Source organism: Nocardioides perillae, from assembly GCF_013409425.1.
Taxonomy (GTDB): Bacteria; Actinomycetota; Actinomycetes; order Propionibacteriales; family Nocardioidaceae; genus Nocardioides; species Nocardioides perillae.
Map to the genome: position 1 here is coordinate 218,424 of NZ_JACCAC010000001.1, position 16,064 is coordinate 234,487.

Consider the following 16,064-nt stretch of genomic DNA (forward strand, 5'->3'; position numbering starts at 1 on the left):
GTCACCATGCGGGGTGTGAGCCCCGAGACCGTCACCCGCAGCGCCTGGACGCCCGACCTCCTCGGCGAGGGCTACGAGCAGCGCACCCTCGAGCTCGGACCGGACCCCGACGGCGAGGGCGACCTCGCCGCCGTCCTGGTGCGCCGCACGGTGCGCCCGGGCGAGCGGGTCACGGGCGCCGTGCTCTACGTCCACGGCTTCTCCGACTACTTCTTCCAGACCGACCTCGCCGACCACCTCGCCGCGCGCGGCCTGGCCTTCCTGGCGATCGACCTGTCGAAGTCCGGCCGCGCACGCCGCCCCGGCCAGACGGCGCACCACACGACCACCCTCGAGCGCTACGACGCGCAGCTCGACGCCGCTCTCGACGTCGTCGCCGAGGACCACGGCGACGTGCCGGTCGTGGTCCTCGCCCACTCGACCGGGGGGCTGGTCACGCCGCTGTGGCTCGACCGGCGCCGTCGCGCCGGCCGCACCGCCCCGGTCGCGGGGCTGGCCCTGAACAGCCCGTGGTTCGACCTCCAGGGCAAGCCGGTCATGCGCGGCCCCCTCACCTGGGCGATGCGGGCGCTCGGCCCGCTGCGGCCCTTCCGCGCGCTCGACCTGCCCGAGGGCACCTACGGCCACACCCTGCACACCAGCGGCGCGGGCGAGTGGGACTACGACCTCGAGCTCAAGCCCATGGCCGGCTTCCCCGTCACCGTCGGCTGGCTCAACGCAGTGCGTCGCGGTCACGCGCGCCTGCACCGCGGGCTCGACGTCGGCGTGCCGTCGCTCGTGCTGCGCTCGGACAAGACGCACTTCAGCCGCACCTACTCCGAGGCCTCCGACCGCGCCGACACGGTGCTCGACGTGCGGCAGATCGCCCGCTGGTCGGGCTGCCTCGGCGCCGAGACGACGGTGGTGCCGGTCGCCGACGCCCGCCACGACGTCTTCCTCTCGCTCGCCGAGCCCCGGCGCGCGGCGTACGCCGCCCTCGACGCCTGGCTCGACCGGCACTCCCTGGGCCGGCCGCCGGGCTGAGCCCGGGTCAGGGCAGGCGCGCGTCGCTGGCCGGGTCGACGAGCACCTTGGCGTGGGCCTCGGGGTCGCGCAGGGCCTCGAAGGCCGCGGCGACGCCGGCGAGGCCGACGGTCCCCGTGACCAGCGGCGACAGGTCGACGCGCCCCTCGGCCAGCAGGTGCAGGCTGTCGCGCAGCTCGAGCGGGGTGTAGCCGAGCACGAAGCGGAGGTCGAGCTCCTTGTTGACCGCCATCGTCGGGCGCAGGGTGTCCTCGCCCATGCAGACGCCGACGACGACGACCCGCGACTGCACCGGGGCGGCGCTGAGCACGTGCTCGAGCATCCCGGGCACGCCGACGCACTCGAAGACGACCGGGCGCCTCACCTCCGCGGCGCCCAGCGCCTCGGCGGCGCGGTAGAGCGGCACCCAGCCCGGCAGCCGCCGGAGACCCTCCATGGCCGAGACCGCGAGCTCCAGGAGCTGCGGCGCGCTTCGGACCCAGCGCTGCCCCTCGGCGGCGACGTCCCACGGGGAGCCGGCCGTCGGGTCCACGACCAGGTCGGCGCCGCAGCGGGTGGCCAGCGCGCGTCGCCCCGGAGAGGGGTCGGAGGCCACCACGGCGCGCACCCCGCGCGCCTTGAGCAGGCTCACCACCGCCAGGCCCACCGGGCCGCAGCCGAGCACCACCGCGACGTCGCGCGCGGCCACCTCGCTGCGCCGCACGGCGTGGTGGGCGACGGCGAGCGGCTCGGTGAGCACCGCGACCTCGGCGGGCAGCCCGTTGGGCACCACCAGGCTCATCGCCGCCTCGACGACGACCTGCTCGGCGTAGCCGCCCGGGGCCTGCGGGGAGAGGCCGACCAGGTGCACGTCGCCGCCGCGCCCGCCGGCGCGGACGAGCGGGAAGGAGACGACCAGGTCGCCGACCCGCGGGCCGCGACCGGCGCCGCGCCCGCGCTCGACCACCTCGCCGCACAGCTCGTGCCCCAGCACGGTGGGCCGGTCGGGCCGCACGGAGTCGTGGTAGCCCAGCTCGACCATCACCTCGTCGAGCGCGTCGCCGTGGTCCTTCGCGTGCAGGTCGGAGCCGCAGATCCCGCAGCGGCGCACGTCGAGCACCAGCTGGCCCCGGCCGGGCCGCGGGTCGGGCAGGTCGGCGACCTCGAGCGCGCCGTGCGCGCAGACGACGGCCCTCACGGCCGCGCGGTGGAGGCAGGGGCCGCGGCGAGGGCAGGGGCCGAGTCGGGGACGAGAGCGGGCGCAGGGGTGGCGGCAGTCACCCGGGCAGTCTGCCGGTCGCGCAGGGCGCCCCGCCATGATGTCGCCGTGGCGTACTTCGAGAGGACCGGCCCCACCACCTTCCGCCCCACCCCGCACGTGGGCGGGGCCTGGGGCCCCGACGAGCAGCACGTCGCACCCGCCCTCGGGCTGCTCGCGCACGTCGTCGAGCTCGACCTGCGCGAGCGACGCGGCGGCGACCTCGTCGTGGCGCGGTTGTCCTACGACATCCTCGGCCTGCTGCCGCTCGAGGAGGTCGAGGTCGCGGTCGCGGTAGTGCGGCCGGGCCGCACCGTGGAGCTCGTCGAGGCGACCGCGAGCCACGGAGGTCGGTCGGCGGTGCGGCTGCGGGCGTGGCTGCTGCAGCGCAGCGACACGGCCGGCCTGGCGGGCGCGGCGCACCCCCGCCTCGACCCGCCGGAGGAGCTCGTGCGCTGGGACGGCACGGTGCTCTGGCCGGGCGGCTTCATCGCATCGGTGGAGGTACGCCGCTCGCTCGTGCGTCCGGGCCGGGCCACGTCGTGGGTCCGCACGCCGCACCCGCTCGTCGAGGGCGAGCCGGTCAGCGACCTCGCCCGCACCGCGGGCCTGCTCGACATCGCCAACGGGCTCGCGGTCCGCGTCTCGCCGGAGGAGGTCGCCTTCCCCAACGTCGACCTCACCGCGCACCTGTTCCGCCACCCGCGCGCCGGCTGGACCGGCTTCGACACCAGCGTGTCCTTCGGCCCCGACGGCGTCGGCGTGACCAGCAGCGTCCTGCACGACGCCGACGGCCCCTTCGGCACGCTCGCCCAGGTGCTCACGGTGCGTCCGGGCGCCGTGCTGCCCGCGGTGCCGGTCGACGGGCGCGGCCCGACCCGCTCCTGACCCGCGCGCCCCGCTCCGTCCCGCCGGCCACCGGGCTAGACCAGGAGGCGATCTTGCGGAAACCCTGCACCCTCCTCCGGGGTCGCGGATACCGTCCCCCGCGAGGACAGACGACGACAGGGGCTGACGTGACCAGGACCGGGGGATCCACCGCACCGTGCGGGTGCGGCCACGAGGGCCGGGCGCACGAGCACCTGCGCCGCGGCTCCGACTGCGCCCTGTGCGAGTGCCGCCGCTTCCGCCTCGACCGCGCCGCGGAGCGCGTCTCGGCCCGCGAGCAGCGCCGCCTCGCCACTCCTGCGCCGCGCCTGCGCCACGCACTGGCAGCGGTCCTCGGCCGGTTCTAGCCCGGTTCTAGCCCGGGTCGAGGCCGGTCCGGGCCGGATCTGCGCCGGGTGGGTCCGGCGCGGCCTCAGTCGCGTGCGCGGACCGCGACGACGGCGACGTCGTCGTCGGTGCGCTGCGGGAGCAGCCGGACGAGGAGCTCGTCGCAGAGCCGCTCGAGCGGCAGCCCGGCGGCCACCAGCTCGGTGACCACGCCCGTCAGCCGCGCGAGACCGTCGTCGATGGTCTGCCGGCGACGCTCCACCAGCCCGTCGGTGTAGAGCAGCACCGTCGCGCCGGGGGGCACCAGGACCGTGTGCTCCGCGCGCTCCAGCGACGGGTCGAGCCCCAGCATCGGGCCGTTGCCGCCCCACAGCACCTCCGCCACGGGCCCGCCGATCCCGTCGGCGGCGGGCCGCACCAGCACCGGGGGCGGGTGGCCCGCGCCCGACCAGCGCAGCACCGCGGAGCCCGGCTCCGCGTCTGCGGGTGCGGGGCCGAGGTAGGCGACCGTCGCGGTCGCGATCGTGTCGACCTCCAGGGTGAGCATGGCTCCGTCGACGCGACGGAGCACCTCCGCCGGCCCCTCGCCGGAAGTGACGGTCACCCCGCGGACCAGCGAGCGCAGCTGACCCATCGCGGCCGCGGCCTCGAGGTCGTGGCCGGTGACGTCGCCGATCACGAGCGCGAGCGAGCCGTCGGGCAGCGAGAACGCGTCGTACCAGTCGCCCCCGACCTTGGCGGTCTCCGAGGCCGGCTCGTAGCGCACGGCGACCTGGTGGGAGCCGGTCGACGGGGGCGCCGTGAGCAGGCTGCGCTGGAGCGCCTCGGCGAGCTCGCGCTGCCCGGCGTACATGCGGGCGTTGTCGAGGGCGAGGCCCGCGCGGCCGGCCGCGTCGGCCAGCGTCTGCAGCTCCTCGTCGTCGAAGGGCGCCCGCTCGACGCCGCGAAAGACGGTGACGAGGCCCGCGGCCAGCCCACCGCGCCCCGGCAGCGGCATGACCACCGCCGAGGCGGGCGCCAGCCGCTGCAGCACGTCGCGCGCCTCGCCGGGCCCCAGCACCGACGCCACGGCCCCGGTCGCGCCGTGGTCGAGCACGGTGGCCTCGCCGGTCGTCACCACCCGCGCGACGAAGCTCTCATCGGTCAGCGCGGCGATGCGGGTGCGGGAGTATGCCTCGACGAGCGGGCGCAGCTCGTCGTCGGCGTGCCACCAGCCGACGTCGCGCAACCGGGCGCGCCAGCCCGAGCCCTCCAGGGGACCCAGCGGCGGGTCGCTGCCGTCGACGAGCGTGACGACGCACCAGTCGGCGAGCACTGGCACCAGCAGCTGGGCCAGGCGGCGCACGGCGACCTCGGGGTCGAGCGTGTCGGTGAGGGCACGGGTGACGTCGGCCAGCAGGGTGGCGCGCTGGGCCGCCGACTCGACGGCGTCCTGGGCGCGGCGACGGTCGGTCACGTCGACGAAGTAGACCGACAACCCGTCGGGGGTCGGCCAGGCGCGCACCTCGTAGTGCGCGTCCAGCGGCGGGGGGTAGTAGGCCTCGAACGCGACCGGCCGACCCGACGCCGCGGCACCGCGGTAGTGCCGCTCGAAGTCGCTGCCGACCGCGGCGGGGAAGAGCTCCCAGATGACGTGGCCGACCACGTCCGACCCGATGCCGCCGAGGAGGCGCTCGGCCTCGGGGTTGGCGTAGGTGAAGCGCCACTGCGGGTCGAGGTGGAAGAACGCCGTGGGCATGGCCTCGAGCGCACGAGCCACCCGGGCCTCGGCCTCCTGGGTCGCGGTCGTGTCGTAGGCAGCCCCGATGAAGCGGACCGCGCGGCCGTCGGGCCCGGGCAGCGCCTGGCCGCGCGCTGCGATCCAGCGCAACGCGCCGTCGGGGCGCACGATGCGGTACTCCGACTCGAAGTGCCCGACCGACTCGACCGCGGCGTTCAGCGCACGGTGCACCCGCTCCAGGTCGTCGGGGTGGACCCAGGCGTCGAAGGAGCCGAGGGTCCCGCCGAACGCCTCCCGCTCGAGACCGAAGAGGTCGAGGAGCCGCTCGTCCCACCGCAGCTCGCCGTTCTCCAGGTCGAGGTCGAAGGCGCCCACCCCCGCCGCGTCGACCGCGAGCTGCCAGGCGAGCCGGTCGTCCTCGTGCGCCCGGGCGAGAGCGGAGAGCTCCAGCTCGGTGAGCACGGGCTGGGCGAGCTGCTCGAGCAGCGCGGCGTCCGCCACGGTCCAGGCGCGCGTCTCGGGGCCGAAGACGCACAGGGCACCGACGGCCACGTCGTCGACCACCAGCGGGACGCCGAGGTAGGACCGGACCGCGCCGGTGGTGACGGGGGGCAGCCCGCGGACGCGCTCGTCGGCCCGAGCGTCGTCGACCAGGAGCGGCCCGCCCGCCATCGCGGTGACCGTGCACAGCGAGTCGCCGGCCGGGCTGGTGCGCCCGACGGTCGACTCGGCCTGACCGGCGCCGCCCATGACGACCTGGTCCTGGCCGACGAGCGAGACCTGCCCGGACGGGGCGCCGAGCAACCGGGCCGCGAGCGCCGCGAGCCGGCTCAGCGCGGCCGCGCCACCGGGGTCGGCCGTGAGCCGACGGACGTGGGCGTCGCGGAGGGCCACGAGGTCGGGCTCGTCGCCGAAGGGGCTGGATCCGGCGCCGGTCGTGCCCAGACGTGCTGCTTCGCGCTCCAGTGCCCCGACCCTCCTGGTCCCGCAGCCCGAGCCACGACCGGCCACGGTGACCGGCGCCCATGGTCCCACGCGCCACACCCGCAGGGGAGTCCACGTCGGGGTGAAGGTCTCGCGACCCTGTGGTTGAAAGATGGACCACCCCGGCGTACGATGATGTTTCAAAGTTTGAACACTTCCACCGGACGGACACCCGTGCTCTCCCACCCGCTCCCCGGCACCACCACCGCCGCGGCCGACGCGACGCTCCCCGCCGGCCACCCCTTCGCCGCCCACCTGCGCCACGCGGCCGCACGCGCGGCCGCGGAGGAGCACCGCACCTGGACCCCCGACGACGGCGCCATGCCGGCGCTCTTCGTCAGCCACGGCGCGCCGCCCACCTTCGAGGACGCCGCCTGGATGCGCCGGCTGCACGACTGGGCGCACGACCTGCCGCGCCCGCGCGCGGTGCTGATCGTCAGCGCGCACTGGGAGTCCGACGAGCTCGGCCTCACCAGCACCGCGCCGACCGAGCTGGTCTACGACTTCGGCGGCTTCGCCGACCACTACTACCGGATGCGCTACGACACCCCCGACAACCGCGCGCTCGCGCAGCAGGTCGTCTCGGTGCTGCCCGACACCCAGCGGGTCTTCGAGCACCGCGGCCGCGGGCTCGACCACGGGGCCTGGGTGCCGCTGAAGATCATGTACCCCGAGGCCGACGTGCCCGTCCTGCAGCTGTCGATGCCCACGCACGACCCGGCCGCGCTGTTCGCGCTGGGCCGTCGGCTGCGCCGGCTCAAGGAGGAGGGCGTGCTGGTGGTCGGCTCGGGGTTCATGACCCACGGCCTGCCGTACGTCGACTGGCGCCGGCCCGACGTCGTGCCCGGGTGGTCGGCGGACTTCGACGCCTGGGCCGCCGACGCGCTCGCCCGCGGTGACGTCGAGGAGCTGCAGGACTTCGCCCACCGCGCACCGGGGCTGCCCTACGCCCACCCGACGGTCGAGCACTTCGCGCCGCTCTTCGTCACGCTCGGCGCGGCCGCCGACCCGACCGCCGGGGTCAGCACGCCCGTCAGCGACTGGATGGTCGGCCTCTCGACCCGCTCGGTGCAGGTCGCGTGAGCGAGCCGCGCTGGCTCGACGAGGAGGAGATGGCGGCCTGGCTGCCCCTGATCCGGCTGGTCTACCTGCTGCCCCAGACCCTCGACCGGCAGCTGCGGGCCGAGGCCGGCGTCAGCCACGCCTACTACCAGGTGCTGGCCGTCCTCTCGGCGGCGCCGGGCGGCGAGCTCACCATGGGCGAGCTGGCCCGCCGCACGGTCACGAGCCCCTCGCGGCTCAGCCACGCGGTCGGCTCGCTCGAGCAGCGGGGGTGGGTCGAGCGGCACCCCGACGCCGACGACCGTCGTGTGCAGCACGCTGCGCTCACCGACGCCGGGCGCGCGGAGCTCACCCGTGTCGCCCCCACCCACGTCGCACACGTGCGTCAGCGGGTCTTCGACCGGCTCACCGCCGACCAGGTCACGCAGCTGCGCGACATCGCGACCCACCTCGTCACCGGGCTGGACGAGTGAGGCGCACGTCACACCCGGCCTCGTAGGCTGGCGGCGTGCGCACCGAGGACCCGGCCTACGCCGCCGAGCTCACGGGCTCGAAGCTGCGCGTGCGCGGGGAGCTCGACAGCGGCGCGGTCGACCTCTTCGCGCGCGACCTCGACGCCGCCACCGACGGCGGTCGGCGCTCGGTGGTGGTGGACCTCGCGGCGACGTCCTTCATCTGCAGCCGCGCCATCGCCCACCTCGTCGCGGCGCGGCGCGCCTGCCTGCCCCACGGCGCCGACCTCACCGTCGTCAGCGAGGCCGACGGCTTCGTGGCGCGCGTGCTCGACCTCTGCGAGGTCGAGCACTCCCCCCGCTGAGGTCGACCCCTCAGCCCTCGGAGACGCGGCGCAGCAGCTCCTCGAACGGCGTGGGCTCGGCGAGCTCGTCCGAGACGGAGCGGCGGGTCGAGGCCGCGCCGCCGGGCGCGCCTGCTGCGTCGCGCGACGACACCTTGCCGACCAGCGCGGCGAGCTCGCCGGCCGCGCGGTGGATGCGGCCGTCGAGCGCGCCAGCGGCGCCACCGGTGTCGCCGAAGTCGTCGGTGGCGGCGAAGACGCCGGTCGGCACGACGACGGCGCGCAGGTAGGAGAAGAGCGGGCGCAGCGCGTGGTCGAGCACGAGCGAGTGCCGTGCGGTGCCGGCGGTCGCGGCGACGAGCACCGGCACGCCGTCGAGCGTGCCCGGCTCGAGCACGTCGAAGAAGGTCTTGAACAACCCGGAGTAGGACGCGCTGAAGACCGGCGTGACGACGACGAGGCCGTCGGCGCGGCGCACGTCCTCGATCGCCTCCTCGAGCTCGGGCCCCGCGAAGCCGGTGAGCAGCCGGTCGGTCAGCTGGTGGGCGAGCGCCCGCAGCTCGACGTGCGTGACCTCGGCGTCCTCGAGCGCCTCCACCGTGGCCGCGGCGAGGCGGTCGGCGAGCAGCCGCGTCGAGGACGGCACCGACAGGCCCGCGGAGACGACGACCAGGCGCGTCACGCCGACACCCCCACAGCGTCCTCGGCGCGGCGGCCGGTGGCGGTGTCGGCGACCAGGGGTGCGGTCGTGGCTGCCGGCCCGCCGGCCGCGGCGACGCGCGCCGCGTGCGTCGGGGCGTCCGGCACGTGGGCCGGGCGGCCCTCGGCGAAGCCCCGTCGCATCTCCGGCAGGATCTCGCCGAGCAGGTCGAGCTGCTCCAGCACGGTCTTCAGCGGCAGCCCCGCGTGGTCGACGAGGAAGAGCTGTCGCTGGTAGTGCCCGGCGTACTCGATCGAGGCCAGGGTGCGCTCGAGCAGCTGCTGCGGTGAGCCGACGACCAGCGGCGTCTGCGCGGTGAAGTCCTCCAGGGACGGCCCGTGGCCGTAGACCGGCGCCTCGTCGAAGTAGGGGCGGAACTCGCGCACGGCGTCCTGGCTGTTCTTGCGCACGAAGAACTGTCCGCCGAGACCGACGATCGCGGTGTCGGCCGGCCCGTGGCCGTAGTGCTCCCACCGGCGGCGGTAGAGCTCGACCATCTGCTGCGTGTGCGACGGCGGCCAGAAGATGTGGTTGTGGAAGAAGCCGTCGCCGTAGTAGGCCGCCTGCTCGGCGATCTCGGGGCTGCGGATCGAGCCGTGCCACACGAAGGGCGGCACGCCGTCGAGCGGGCGCGGCGTCGCGGTGTAGCCCTGCAGCGGGGTGCGGAAGCGACCCTGCCAGTCGACGACGTCCTCGCGCCACAGGCGGTGGAGCAGCGCGTAGTTCTCGACCGCCAGCTCCAGGCCCCGGCGGATGTCCTTGCCGAACCAGGGGTAGACCGGGCCGGTGTTGCCGCGACCGAGGGTGAGGTCGACCCGGCCGTCGGTGAGGTGCTGGACCTTCGCGTAGTCCTCCGCGATCAGCACCGGGTCGGTCGTGGTGATGAGGGTCGTGGCGGTGGAGAGCAGCAGCCGCTCGGTGCGCGCGCCGACGTAGGCGAGCGTCGCGGTGGGGTTGGAGGAGATGAAGGGCGGGTTGTGGTGCTCACCGGTCGCGAAGACGTCGAGGCCCACCTCCTCGGCCTTCTCGGCGATCGCGACAGTGGCCTTGATCCGCTCGTGCTCGCTCGGCGCACGACCCGTCGTCGGGTCGGGGGTGACGTCGCCGACGGTGAAGATGCCGATCTGCACGGGGTGGGTCTGCACGGGGGTCTGCACGGGGGTCTGCACGGGGGTCTGCACGGTGTCCACGATGACCTCGCTGTCCGGGCGGCCGCTGCCGCGGGAGCCCTGCTGGGGCGCTTCTGCTGTCACCTGGCCCAACCTGGTTGATGCGTCAACTATTCCGCGCGGCGGTGACCACCAGCCGTACGGTGGCCGCGTGCGCCTGCGCCCCCACCTCGTCGCCGCCGAGCGGCTCCTCGACTCGGTGCGGCTGCGGGCCTACCGCACCCGGCCGCCGGCGCACTTCCGCATCGAGTCCTACGGCGGCCACGGCGGCCCGCACGGCGTCGTCGTGCGCGGCCGGGTGCTCGACGACCCGCCCGCCACCGAGGCGGAGGAGGGCGAGGGGGTCGGCGCCGCGGTGCGCCGCACCCTGGCCGGCTTCGTCACCCACGAGCTGCCCGGCGTGCCGCTCCTGGTCGCGGTCGGCGACGCGACCGTCGAGGTCGAGAGCGACGGGGAGGGCTACTTCACCGCCCGGCTGCAGCCGGACGAGGCGTCGCTGGTGGCCCCGGTGACCGTCGGCCGGGTGAGCCTGGCCCGCCCCTGGCGCGGGTTGACCGGCGAGCACGCGACGCCGGTCGACGTGCACGTGACGAGCCCCGCGGGGCGCTTCGGCGTGCTCTCCGACGTCGACGACACCATCCTGGAGACCGGCGTGCAGCGCCTGGGCCTGATGCTGCGCCAGACCTTCACCGGCTCGGCGCTGACCCGCACCCCCTTCGCCGGTGCGCCCGAGCTCTACCGCGACCTCGCCGCGGGGGTGAACCCCTGCTTCTACGTCTCGTCCAGCCCGTGGAACCTCCACGGCTTCCTCGCGGCGTTCCTGCGCCACCGCGCCTTCCCGCTCGGCCCGCTGCTGCTGCGCGACCTGCTCGGCACCGCGGCCGGGCGCGAGCAGAAGCACGGCCGGATCCGCGAGGTGCTCGCGCTGCACCCCCACCTCCCCTTCGTCCTCCTTGGCGACTCCGGCGAGCACGACCCGCAGGTCTACGCCGACGTGGTGCGCGAGCACCCCGGCCGCGTGCTCGCCGTCTACATCCGCGAGGTGCGCCTCGACCCCGGCGACGGCCGTGTCGAGGCCGTCACCGAGGGCTGGGACGCGTGGGCCGCGTCGGTCCCGTTCGTGCTCGCCGCCGACAGCGACGCCGTACGCCGGCACGCGGCCTCGCTGGGCCTGCTCTAGGTCCGCGGGTGGTCGGCGGAGCCCGCCAGCACGGACGGCGGCAGCTCGATGCCCGGCACCAGCTCGACCAGCAGGTCGCGCACGCGGGCGTCGAGGTCGGCGACGACCGCGCGGACGGTCTCGTCGTCCTGGCCGCCGGGGTCGGCGACCGGCCAGTCGACGTAGCGCACGCCGGGCACGTAGGGGCACTCCTCGCCGCAGCCGAGGGTGATCGCCAGGTCGCTGGCCGCGACGGTGTCGCGGGTCAGCAGCGTGGGCTGCTCACGCGAGGTGTCGAGCCCGAGGCCCTCGAGGGCGCGGGCGACCTCGGGGTGGATGTGCTCCCCCGGCTGGGTGCCGGCCGAGAGCGCGCGCACCCGGCCGCCCGCGTAGTGCTCGGTGAGCACCCGGCTGATGACGGAGCGGCCGCCGTTGCGGACGCAGGCGAAGACGACCTGGGGGACGCTGGCGGGCTCGCTCATCGGGTGGCCTCCTCGGTGGTGGGGGTCTGGTCACGGGTCTGGTCGGGGAAGAAGCGGCGGGCCCAGAGGCTGACGTAGACCAGCCCCACGAGCACCGGCACCTCGATGAGGGGGCCGACGACGCCGGCGAGCGCCTGACCCGAGGCCACGCCGAAGACACCGATCGCGACCGCGATGGCCAGCTCGAAGTTGTTGCCGGCCGCGGTGAAGGAGACTGCCGTCGCCAGGCGGTAGTCCAGGCCGATCGCACGGGTGAGGAGCATCGAGCCACCCCACATCAGCACGAAGTAGGCCAGCAGGGGCAGCGCGATCCGGGCCACGTCGAGCGGCTGGTCGGCGATCGCGTCGCCCTGCAGCGCGAAGAGCAGCACGATGGTGAAGAGCAGGCCGTAGAGCGCGAGGGGCCCGATGCGGGGCAGCAGCCGGGTCTCGTACCACTCCCGACCCTTCGCCCGCTCGCCCAGCGTGCGGGTGAGGAAGCCGGCGGCGAGGGGGATGCCGAGGAAGACCAGCACGGAGACCGCGATGTCCCACACGGAGACCTCGAGCCCGCTCTGCTCCAGGCCGAGCCAGCCGGGCAGCAGCTCGAGGTAGAAGAACCCGAGGAAGGCGAAGGCGAGGATCTGGAAGACTGCGTTGATGGCCACCAGCACCGCCGCGGCCTCCCGGTCGCCGCAGGCGAGGTCGTTCCAGATCAGCACCATGGCGATGCAGCGGGCGAGCCCGACGATGATGAGGCCGGTGCGGTACTCCGGCAGGTCCGGCAGCAGCAGCCAGGCCAGCGCGAACATCAGCGCGGGCCCGACGAGCCAGTTCAGGACGATCGAGGAGACCAGCAGCCGACGGTCGGCGGTGACGTGGCCGAGCTCGTCGTAGCGCACCTTGGCCAGCACCGGGTACATCATGACCAGCAGGCCGACCGCGATCGGCAGCGAGACCGACCCGACCTCGACCGCCGCCAGCGCCTCGTCCAGGCCGTCGACGACGCGGCCGAGCACGAGCCCGACCGCCATCGCCAGGCCGATCCACAGCGGGAGGAACCGGTCGAGCGTCGAGAGCCGTTGCAGCACCGCGTCGTCGGCGCCACCGCGCACGGTCTCCTGCACCGTGTCGCTCATCAGCAGCCACCTCCTGCGGAGGCGGTCGCGGGACCGGCGGCCGGCGTGAAGAGGCTGCCGAGCGCGGTCATCGCCGCCGGGCGGGCGATGTAGTAGACCCAGGTGCCGCGCTTCTCCCGGTCGAGCAACCCGGCCTCGTGCAGCACCTTGAGGTGGTGGCTGATCGTCGGCTGCGAGAGGTCGAAGGACGGCAGCAGGTCGCACACGCACGCCTCACCGCCCGGGTGGGACAGCACGAGGGAGAGCAACCGCAGCCGGGCGGGATCGGCGATGGCCTTGAGCATCGGCACGACGCCGGCGGCCTGCTCAGCGCTCAGCGGCTCGCCGGCCAGCGGCGCGCAGCAGGCGAGACCTGCGTCGGCCTCGCGGACGAGGGTGGGGTTCGACATGGGTCGATGTTGACACATGTCGATGTCTTGACGCCACCCGGCACGGTAGTCCGCCACACCTCGGCCCTCCTGACCCGCTTCCAGGGCCGAGGTGTGTCGGACTACCCGGACGAGGGGGCGGCGCCAGGACGCGCCAGAGCCCGGCCGGCCGCGAGGGCCGACCGGGCTCCGGTCACGTGCTGCGTCGGGCGTCGGCCCCTCAGCGGTGCAGGTCGAAGCGGTCGTTGTCCATGACCTTGACCCACGCGGCGACGAAGTCGTGCACCAGCTTCTCGCGCGCGTCGTCGGAGGCGTAGACCTCGGCCAGGGCACGCAGCTGGCTGTTCGACCCGAAGATCAGGTCGACCGGCGTGGCGGTGAACTTCACCTCGTCGGTGGCGACGTCGCGGATCTCGTAGACGTTCTCCTCGGTCTCCGAGGCCTTCCACCGGGTGCCCGGGGAGAGCAGGTTGACGAAGAAGTCGTTGCTGAGCACGCCCGGGCGGTCGGTGAGGACGCCGTGGGCGGTGCCGCCGACGTTGTTCCCGAGGGAGCGGAGGCCGCCGACGAGCACGGTCATCTCCGGGGCGGTGAGGCCGAGCATGTAGGCACGGTCGACCAGCAGCACCTCGGGCTGGGTCTTCTCGCCCGCCCGCAGGTAGTTGCGGAAGCCGTCGGCGCGGGGCTCGAGCACCCGGAAGGAGTCGACGTCGGTGTCCTCCTGCGCCGCGTCGGTGCGACCCGGGTGGAAGGGCACCGTGACCTCGACGCCGGCGTCGCGGGCGGCCTTCTCGACCGCCGCGGTGCCGGCGAGGACGATGAGGTCGGCCAGCGACACCTTGGTCTCGCCCTGCGCGTCGAAGTCGGCCTTGACGCCCTCGAGGACCTCCAGCACCCGGGCGAGCTGCTCGGGCTGGTTGACCTCCCAGCTGCGCTGCGGCTCCAGGCGGATGCGGGCGCCGTTGGCGCCGCCCCGCTTGTCGGTCGAGCGGAAGCTGGCCGCCGAGGCCCACGCGGTCTGCACGAGCTCGGCGGTGCTCAGGCCCGACTCGAGGACCTTCGCCTTGAGCGCCTCGACGTCGGCGTCGCTGACCAGCGGGTGGTCGACGTCCGGCACCGGGTCCTGCCACAGCTGCGGCGGGGCGACGTCGGGGCCGAGGTAGCGCGAGATCGGGCCCATGTCGCGGTGCAGCAGCTTGTACCAGGCCTTCGCGAAGGCCTCGGCGAACTCCTCGGGGTTGTCCCGGAAGCGGCGCGAGATCTTGTCGTACTCGGGGTCGAAGCGCAGCGCGAGGTCACTGGTGAGCATGGTCGGCTTGCGCTTCGGGGAGTCCGGCGTCGGGCCGGGGATGACCGCCTCGGCGTCCTTGGCGACCCACTGCCACGCGCCGGCGGGGCTCTTCTCCAGCTCCCACTCGTACTGGTAGAGGAAGGTGAAGTAGTCGTTGCTCCACTGCACCGGGGTGCGGGTCCAGGTCACCTCGAGGCCGGAGGTGATGGCGTCCTCGCCCTTGCCGGACCCGAAGGACGAGCGCCAGCCGAGGCCCTGCTCCTCCAGCGGGGCACCCTCGGGCTCCGGGCCGACCAGGTCGGCGTCGCCGGCACCGTGGGTCTTGCCGATGGTGTGGCCACCGGCGATGAGGGCGACGGTCTCCTCGTCGTTCATCGCCATGCGCGCGAAGGTCTCGCGGATGTCGCGCGCCGAGGCGACCGGGTCGGGGTTGCCGTTGGGGCCCTCGGGGTTGACGTAGATGAGGCCCATCTGGACCGCGCCGAGCGACTCGTGCAGCTCGCGCTCGCCGGAGTAGCGCTCGTCGCCGAGCCAGGTGTCCTCCGGACCCCAGAAGATCTCCTCGGGCTCCCACACGTCCTCGCGACCGAAGGCGAAGCCGAAGGGCTCCAGGCCCGACTGCTCGTAGGCCACGGTGCCCGCCAGGACCAGCAGGTCGGCCCAGGAGACCTTCTGGCCGTACTTCTGCTTGACCGGCCACAGCAGTCGCCGGGCCTTGTCGAGGTTGGCGTTGTCGGGCCAGGAGTTCAGCGGGGCGAAGCGCTGCCCGCCGTCGCCGGCACCGCCGCGGCCGTCGTAGATGCGGTAGGTGCCGGCGGCGTGCCAGGAGAGCCGGATCATCAGGCCGGCGTAGTTGCCGAAGTCGGCGGGCCACCAGTCCTGCGAGGTGGCGAGGGTCTCGGCGACGTCGCGCTTGAGCGCCTCGACGTCGAGCTTCGCGAACTCCTGCTTGTAGTCGAAGTCCGGCGCGAGCGGGTTGACCTTGGGCGAGTGGACGGCCAGGACCGAGAGGTCCAGCGAGTTCGGCCACCAGTCCTTGAGGGTGTGGGGGCGGCCGCCGGTCACCGGGGTCGGCGAGTCGATCGCCGGGTTCTCGCTCTCGCTGCCGCCGGCGGCTGCGGAGTCGTGCATGACCGGGCAGCCGGCCTCGGCCTTCCGGTCGACGCCCTGCGGGCTGGTGGGGTGGTCCTGGCTCATCTGCGACCTCTCGGTGTGGGTGGGCTGGGCTGTGTCGGGCAGTACGTCGGGGGGTGCGGGCCGCGGACCCGCACCGGGCTCAGCGGGTGTCGGCCGTCGCCGCACAGGCGGGGCACGTGCCCCAGTAGACGACCTCCGCCTCGTCGAGGGTGAAGCCGTGGTCGTCGGCCGGGGTCAGGCACGGGGCGTGCCCGACGGCGCAGTCGACGTCGGTGATCGCGCCGCAGCCGCGGCACACCACGTGGTGGTGGTTGTCGCCGACGCGCGCCTCGTAGCGCGCGGTCGCGCCCGCGGGCTGGATGCGCCGCACCAGGCCGGCGTCGGTGAGCGCGCGCAGCACGTCGTAGACCGCCTGGTGGGAGACGGTCCCGAGCTCGGCGCGCGCCTCGCGCAGCACCGTGTCGGTGTCGGCGTGGGGGTGCGCGTGCACCGCCGCGAGCACGGCCAGCCGCGGACGCGTCACCCGCAGCGACGCGCCGCGCAGCTCCTCGCGGAGCTCCTCGGCGTCGGTGCGGTGGCTGCGGGTCGTCACGGGCGACAGCA

16 protein-coding genes are annotated in these 16,064 nt (G+C 74.7%); 7 read left to right on the top strand and 9 right to left on the bottom strand.

Going from position 1 to position 16,064, the window contains the following annotated elements:
* Nucleotides 1-15 precede the first annotated feature (15 nt).
* Nucleotides 16-1,023 carry an alpha/beta hydrolase gene (locus BJ989_RS01070; protein WP_343048976.1) on the top strand — a complete coding sequence of 336 codons (1,008 nt, stop codon included), beginning with the start codon at nt 16-18 and terminating at the stop codon, nt 1,021-1,023.
* A gap of 7 nt (nt 1,024-1,030) precedes the next feature.
* On the opposite strand, the gene BJ989_RS01075 is transcribed toward BJ989_RS01070, so the two are convergent.
* Nucleotides 1,031-2,200 carry a zinc-binding dehydrogenase gene (locus BJ989_RS01075; protein ID WP_179516643.1) on the bottom strand — a complete coding sequence of 390 codons (1,170 nt, stop codon included), beginning with the start codon at nt 2,198-2,200 and terminating at the stop codon, nt 1,031-1,033.
* 129 nt (nt 2,201-2,329) lie between these two features.
* Here BJ989_RS01075 and BJ989_RS01080 point away from each other — a divergent pair, with 129 nt between their 5' ends.
* Nucleotides 2,330-3,148, top strand: coding sequence for an acyl-CoA thioesterase domain-containing protein (locus tag BJ989_RS01080; RefSeq protein ID WP_179516644.1), 819 nt, complete (start codon nt 2,330-2,332; stop codon nt 3,146-3,148).
* A gap of 128 nt (nt 3,149-3,276) precedes the next feature.
* Nucleotides 3,277-3,495, top strand: a complete 219-nt coding sequence (locus BJ989_RS01085; RefSeq protein ID WP_179516645.1) for a hypothetical protein — start codon at nt 3,277-3,279, stop codon at nt 3,493-3,495.
* 65 nt (nt 3,496-3,560) lie between these two features.
* Here the strand turns inward: BJ989_RS01085 and BJ989_RS01090 are convergent, their stop codons facing one another.
* A complete protein-coding gene (locus tag BJ989_RS01090) occupies nt 3,561-6,089 on the bottom strand; it encodes a SpoIIE family protein phosphatase (RefSeq protein WP_179516646.1) in 2,529 nt (842 codons plus the stop codon).
* Nucleotides 6,090-6,353: 264 nt separating this feature from the next.
* Here BJ989_RS01090 and BJ989_RS01095 point away from each other — a divergent pair, with 264 nt between their 5' ends.
* From BJ989_RS01095 to BJ989_RS01105, 3 genes are read left to right on the top strand one after another with little or no spacing between them, the layout of a single operon-like run.
* A complete protein-coding gene (locus BJ989_RS01095; protein ID WP_343048977.1) occupies nt 6,354-7,262 on the top strand; it encodes a dioxygenase family protein in 909 nt (302 codons plus the stop codon).
* Complete coding sequence (locus tag BJ989_RS01100) at nt 7,259-7,714, top strand: MarR family winged helix-turn-helix transcriptional regulator (RefSeq protein WP_343048978.1); 456 nt, start codon at nt 7,259-7,261, stop codon at nt 7,712-7,714. Before BJ989_RS01095 ends, BJ989_RS01100 begins: the two co-directional genes overlap by 4 nt.
* 35 nt (nt 7,715-7,749) lie before the next feature.
* Nucleotides 7,750-8,058: an STAS domain-containing protein gene (locus BJ989_RS01105; protein ID WP_179516648.1), complete on the top strand. Its 309-nt coding sequence runs from the start codon at nt 7,750-7,752 to the stop codon at nt 8,056-8,058.
* A gap of 10 nt (nt 8,059-8,068) precedes the next feature.
* Here the strand turns inward: BJ989_RS01105 and BJ989_RS01110 are convergent, their stop codons facing one another.
* Together BJ989_RS01110 and BJ989_RS01115 are read right to left on the bottom strand one after the other, a co-directional pair.
* Nucleotides 8,069-8,719 carry a CE1759 family FMN reductase gene (locus tag BJ989_RS01110; RefSeq protein WP_179516649.1) on the bottom strand — a complete coding sequence of 217 codons (651 nt, stop codon included), beginning with the start codon at nt 8,717-8,719 and terminating at the stop codon, nt 8,069-8,071.
* On the bottom strand, nt 8,716-9,867 hold the full coding sequence (locus BJ989_RS01115; RefSeq protein ID WP_179519256.1) for a CE1758 family FMN-dependent luciferase-like monooxygenase: 1,152 nt from the start codon (nt 9,865-9,867) through the stop codon (nt 8,716-8,718). The genes BJ989_RS01110 and BJ989_RS01115 overlap by 4 nt, the downstream gene beginning before the upstream one ends.
* A 190-nt stretch (nt 9,868-10,057) precedes the next feature.
* Between BJ989_RS01115 and BJ989_RS01120 the strand changes: the two genes are divergently transcribed.
* Nucleotides 10,058-11,086 (top strand): phosphatase domain-containing protein, encoded by a 1,029-nt coding sequence (locus BJ989_RS01120; RefSeq protein WP_179516650.1) that lies wholly within the window; start codon nt 10,058-10,060, stop codon nt 11,084-11,086.
* Here BJ989_RS01120 and BJ989_RS01125 read toward each other — a convergent pair.
* From BJ989_RS01125 to BJ989_RS01145, 5 genes are all read right to left on the bottom strand, one after another.
* Nucleotides 11,083-11,547 carry an arsenate-mycothiol transferase ArsC gene (locus BJ989_RS01125; RefSeq protein WP_179516651.1) on the bottom strand — a complete coding sequence of 155 codons (465 nt, stop codon included), beginning with the start codon at nt 11,545-11,547 and terminating at the stop codon, nt 11,083-11,085. The two genes, BJ989_RS01120 and BJ989_RS01125, sit on opposite strands and share 4 nt — an antisense overlap.
* Nucleotides 11,544-12,665: an ACR3 family arsenite efflux transporter gene (arsB, locus tag BJ989_RS01130; protein WP_246283378.1), complete on the bottom strand. Its 1,122-nt coding sequence runs from the start codon at nt 12,663-12,665 to the stop codon at nt 11,544-11,546. Before arsB ends, BJ989_RS01125 begins: the two co-directional genes overlap by 4 nt.
* Nucleotides 12,665-13,054: an ArsR/SmtB family transcription factor gene (locus BJ989_RS01135; RefSeq protein ID WP_218848655.1), complete on the bottom strand. Its 390-nt coding sequence runs from the start codon at nt 13,052-13,054 to the stop codon at nt 12,665-12,667. Before BJ989_RS01135 ends, arsB begins: the two co-directional genes overlap by 1 nt.
* A gap of 199 nt (nt 13,055-13,253) precedes the next feature.
* Nucleotides 13,254-15,521: a catalase/peroxidase HPI gene (gene katG, locus BJ989_RS01140; protein WP_179516653.1), complete on the bottom strand. Its 2,268-nt coding sequence runs from the start codon at nt 15,519-15,521 to the stop codon at nt 13,254-13,256.
* 79 nt (nt 15,522-15,600) lie between these two features.
* The gene (locus BJ989_RS01145) at nt 15,601-16,053 is read right to left on the bottom strand and encodes a Fur family transcriptional regulator (RefSeq protein ID WP_343048979.1); all 453 of its coding nucleotides are present in this window, start codon (nt 16,051-16,053) and stop codon (nt 15,601-15,603) included.
* Nucleotides 16,054-16,064: the final 11 nt, after the last annotated feature.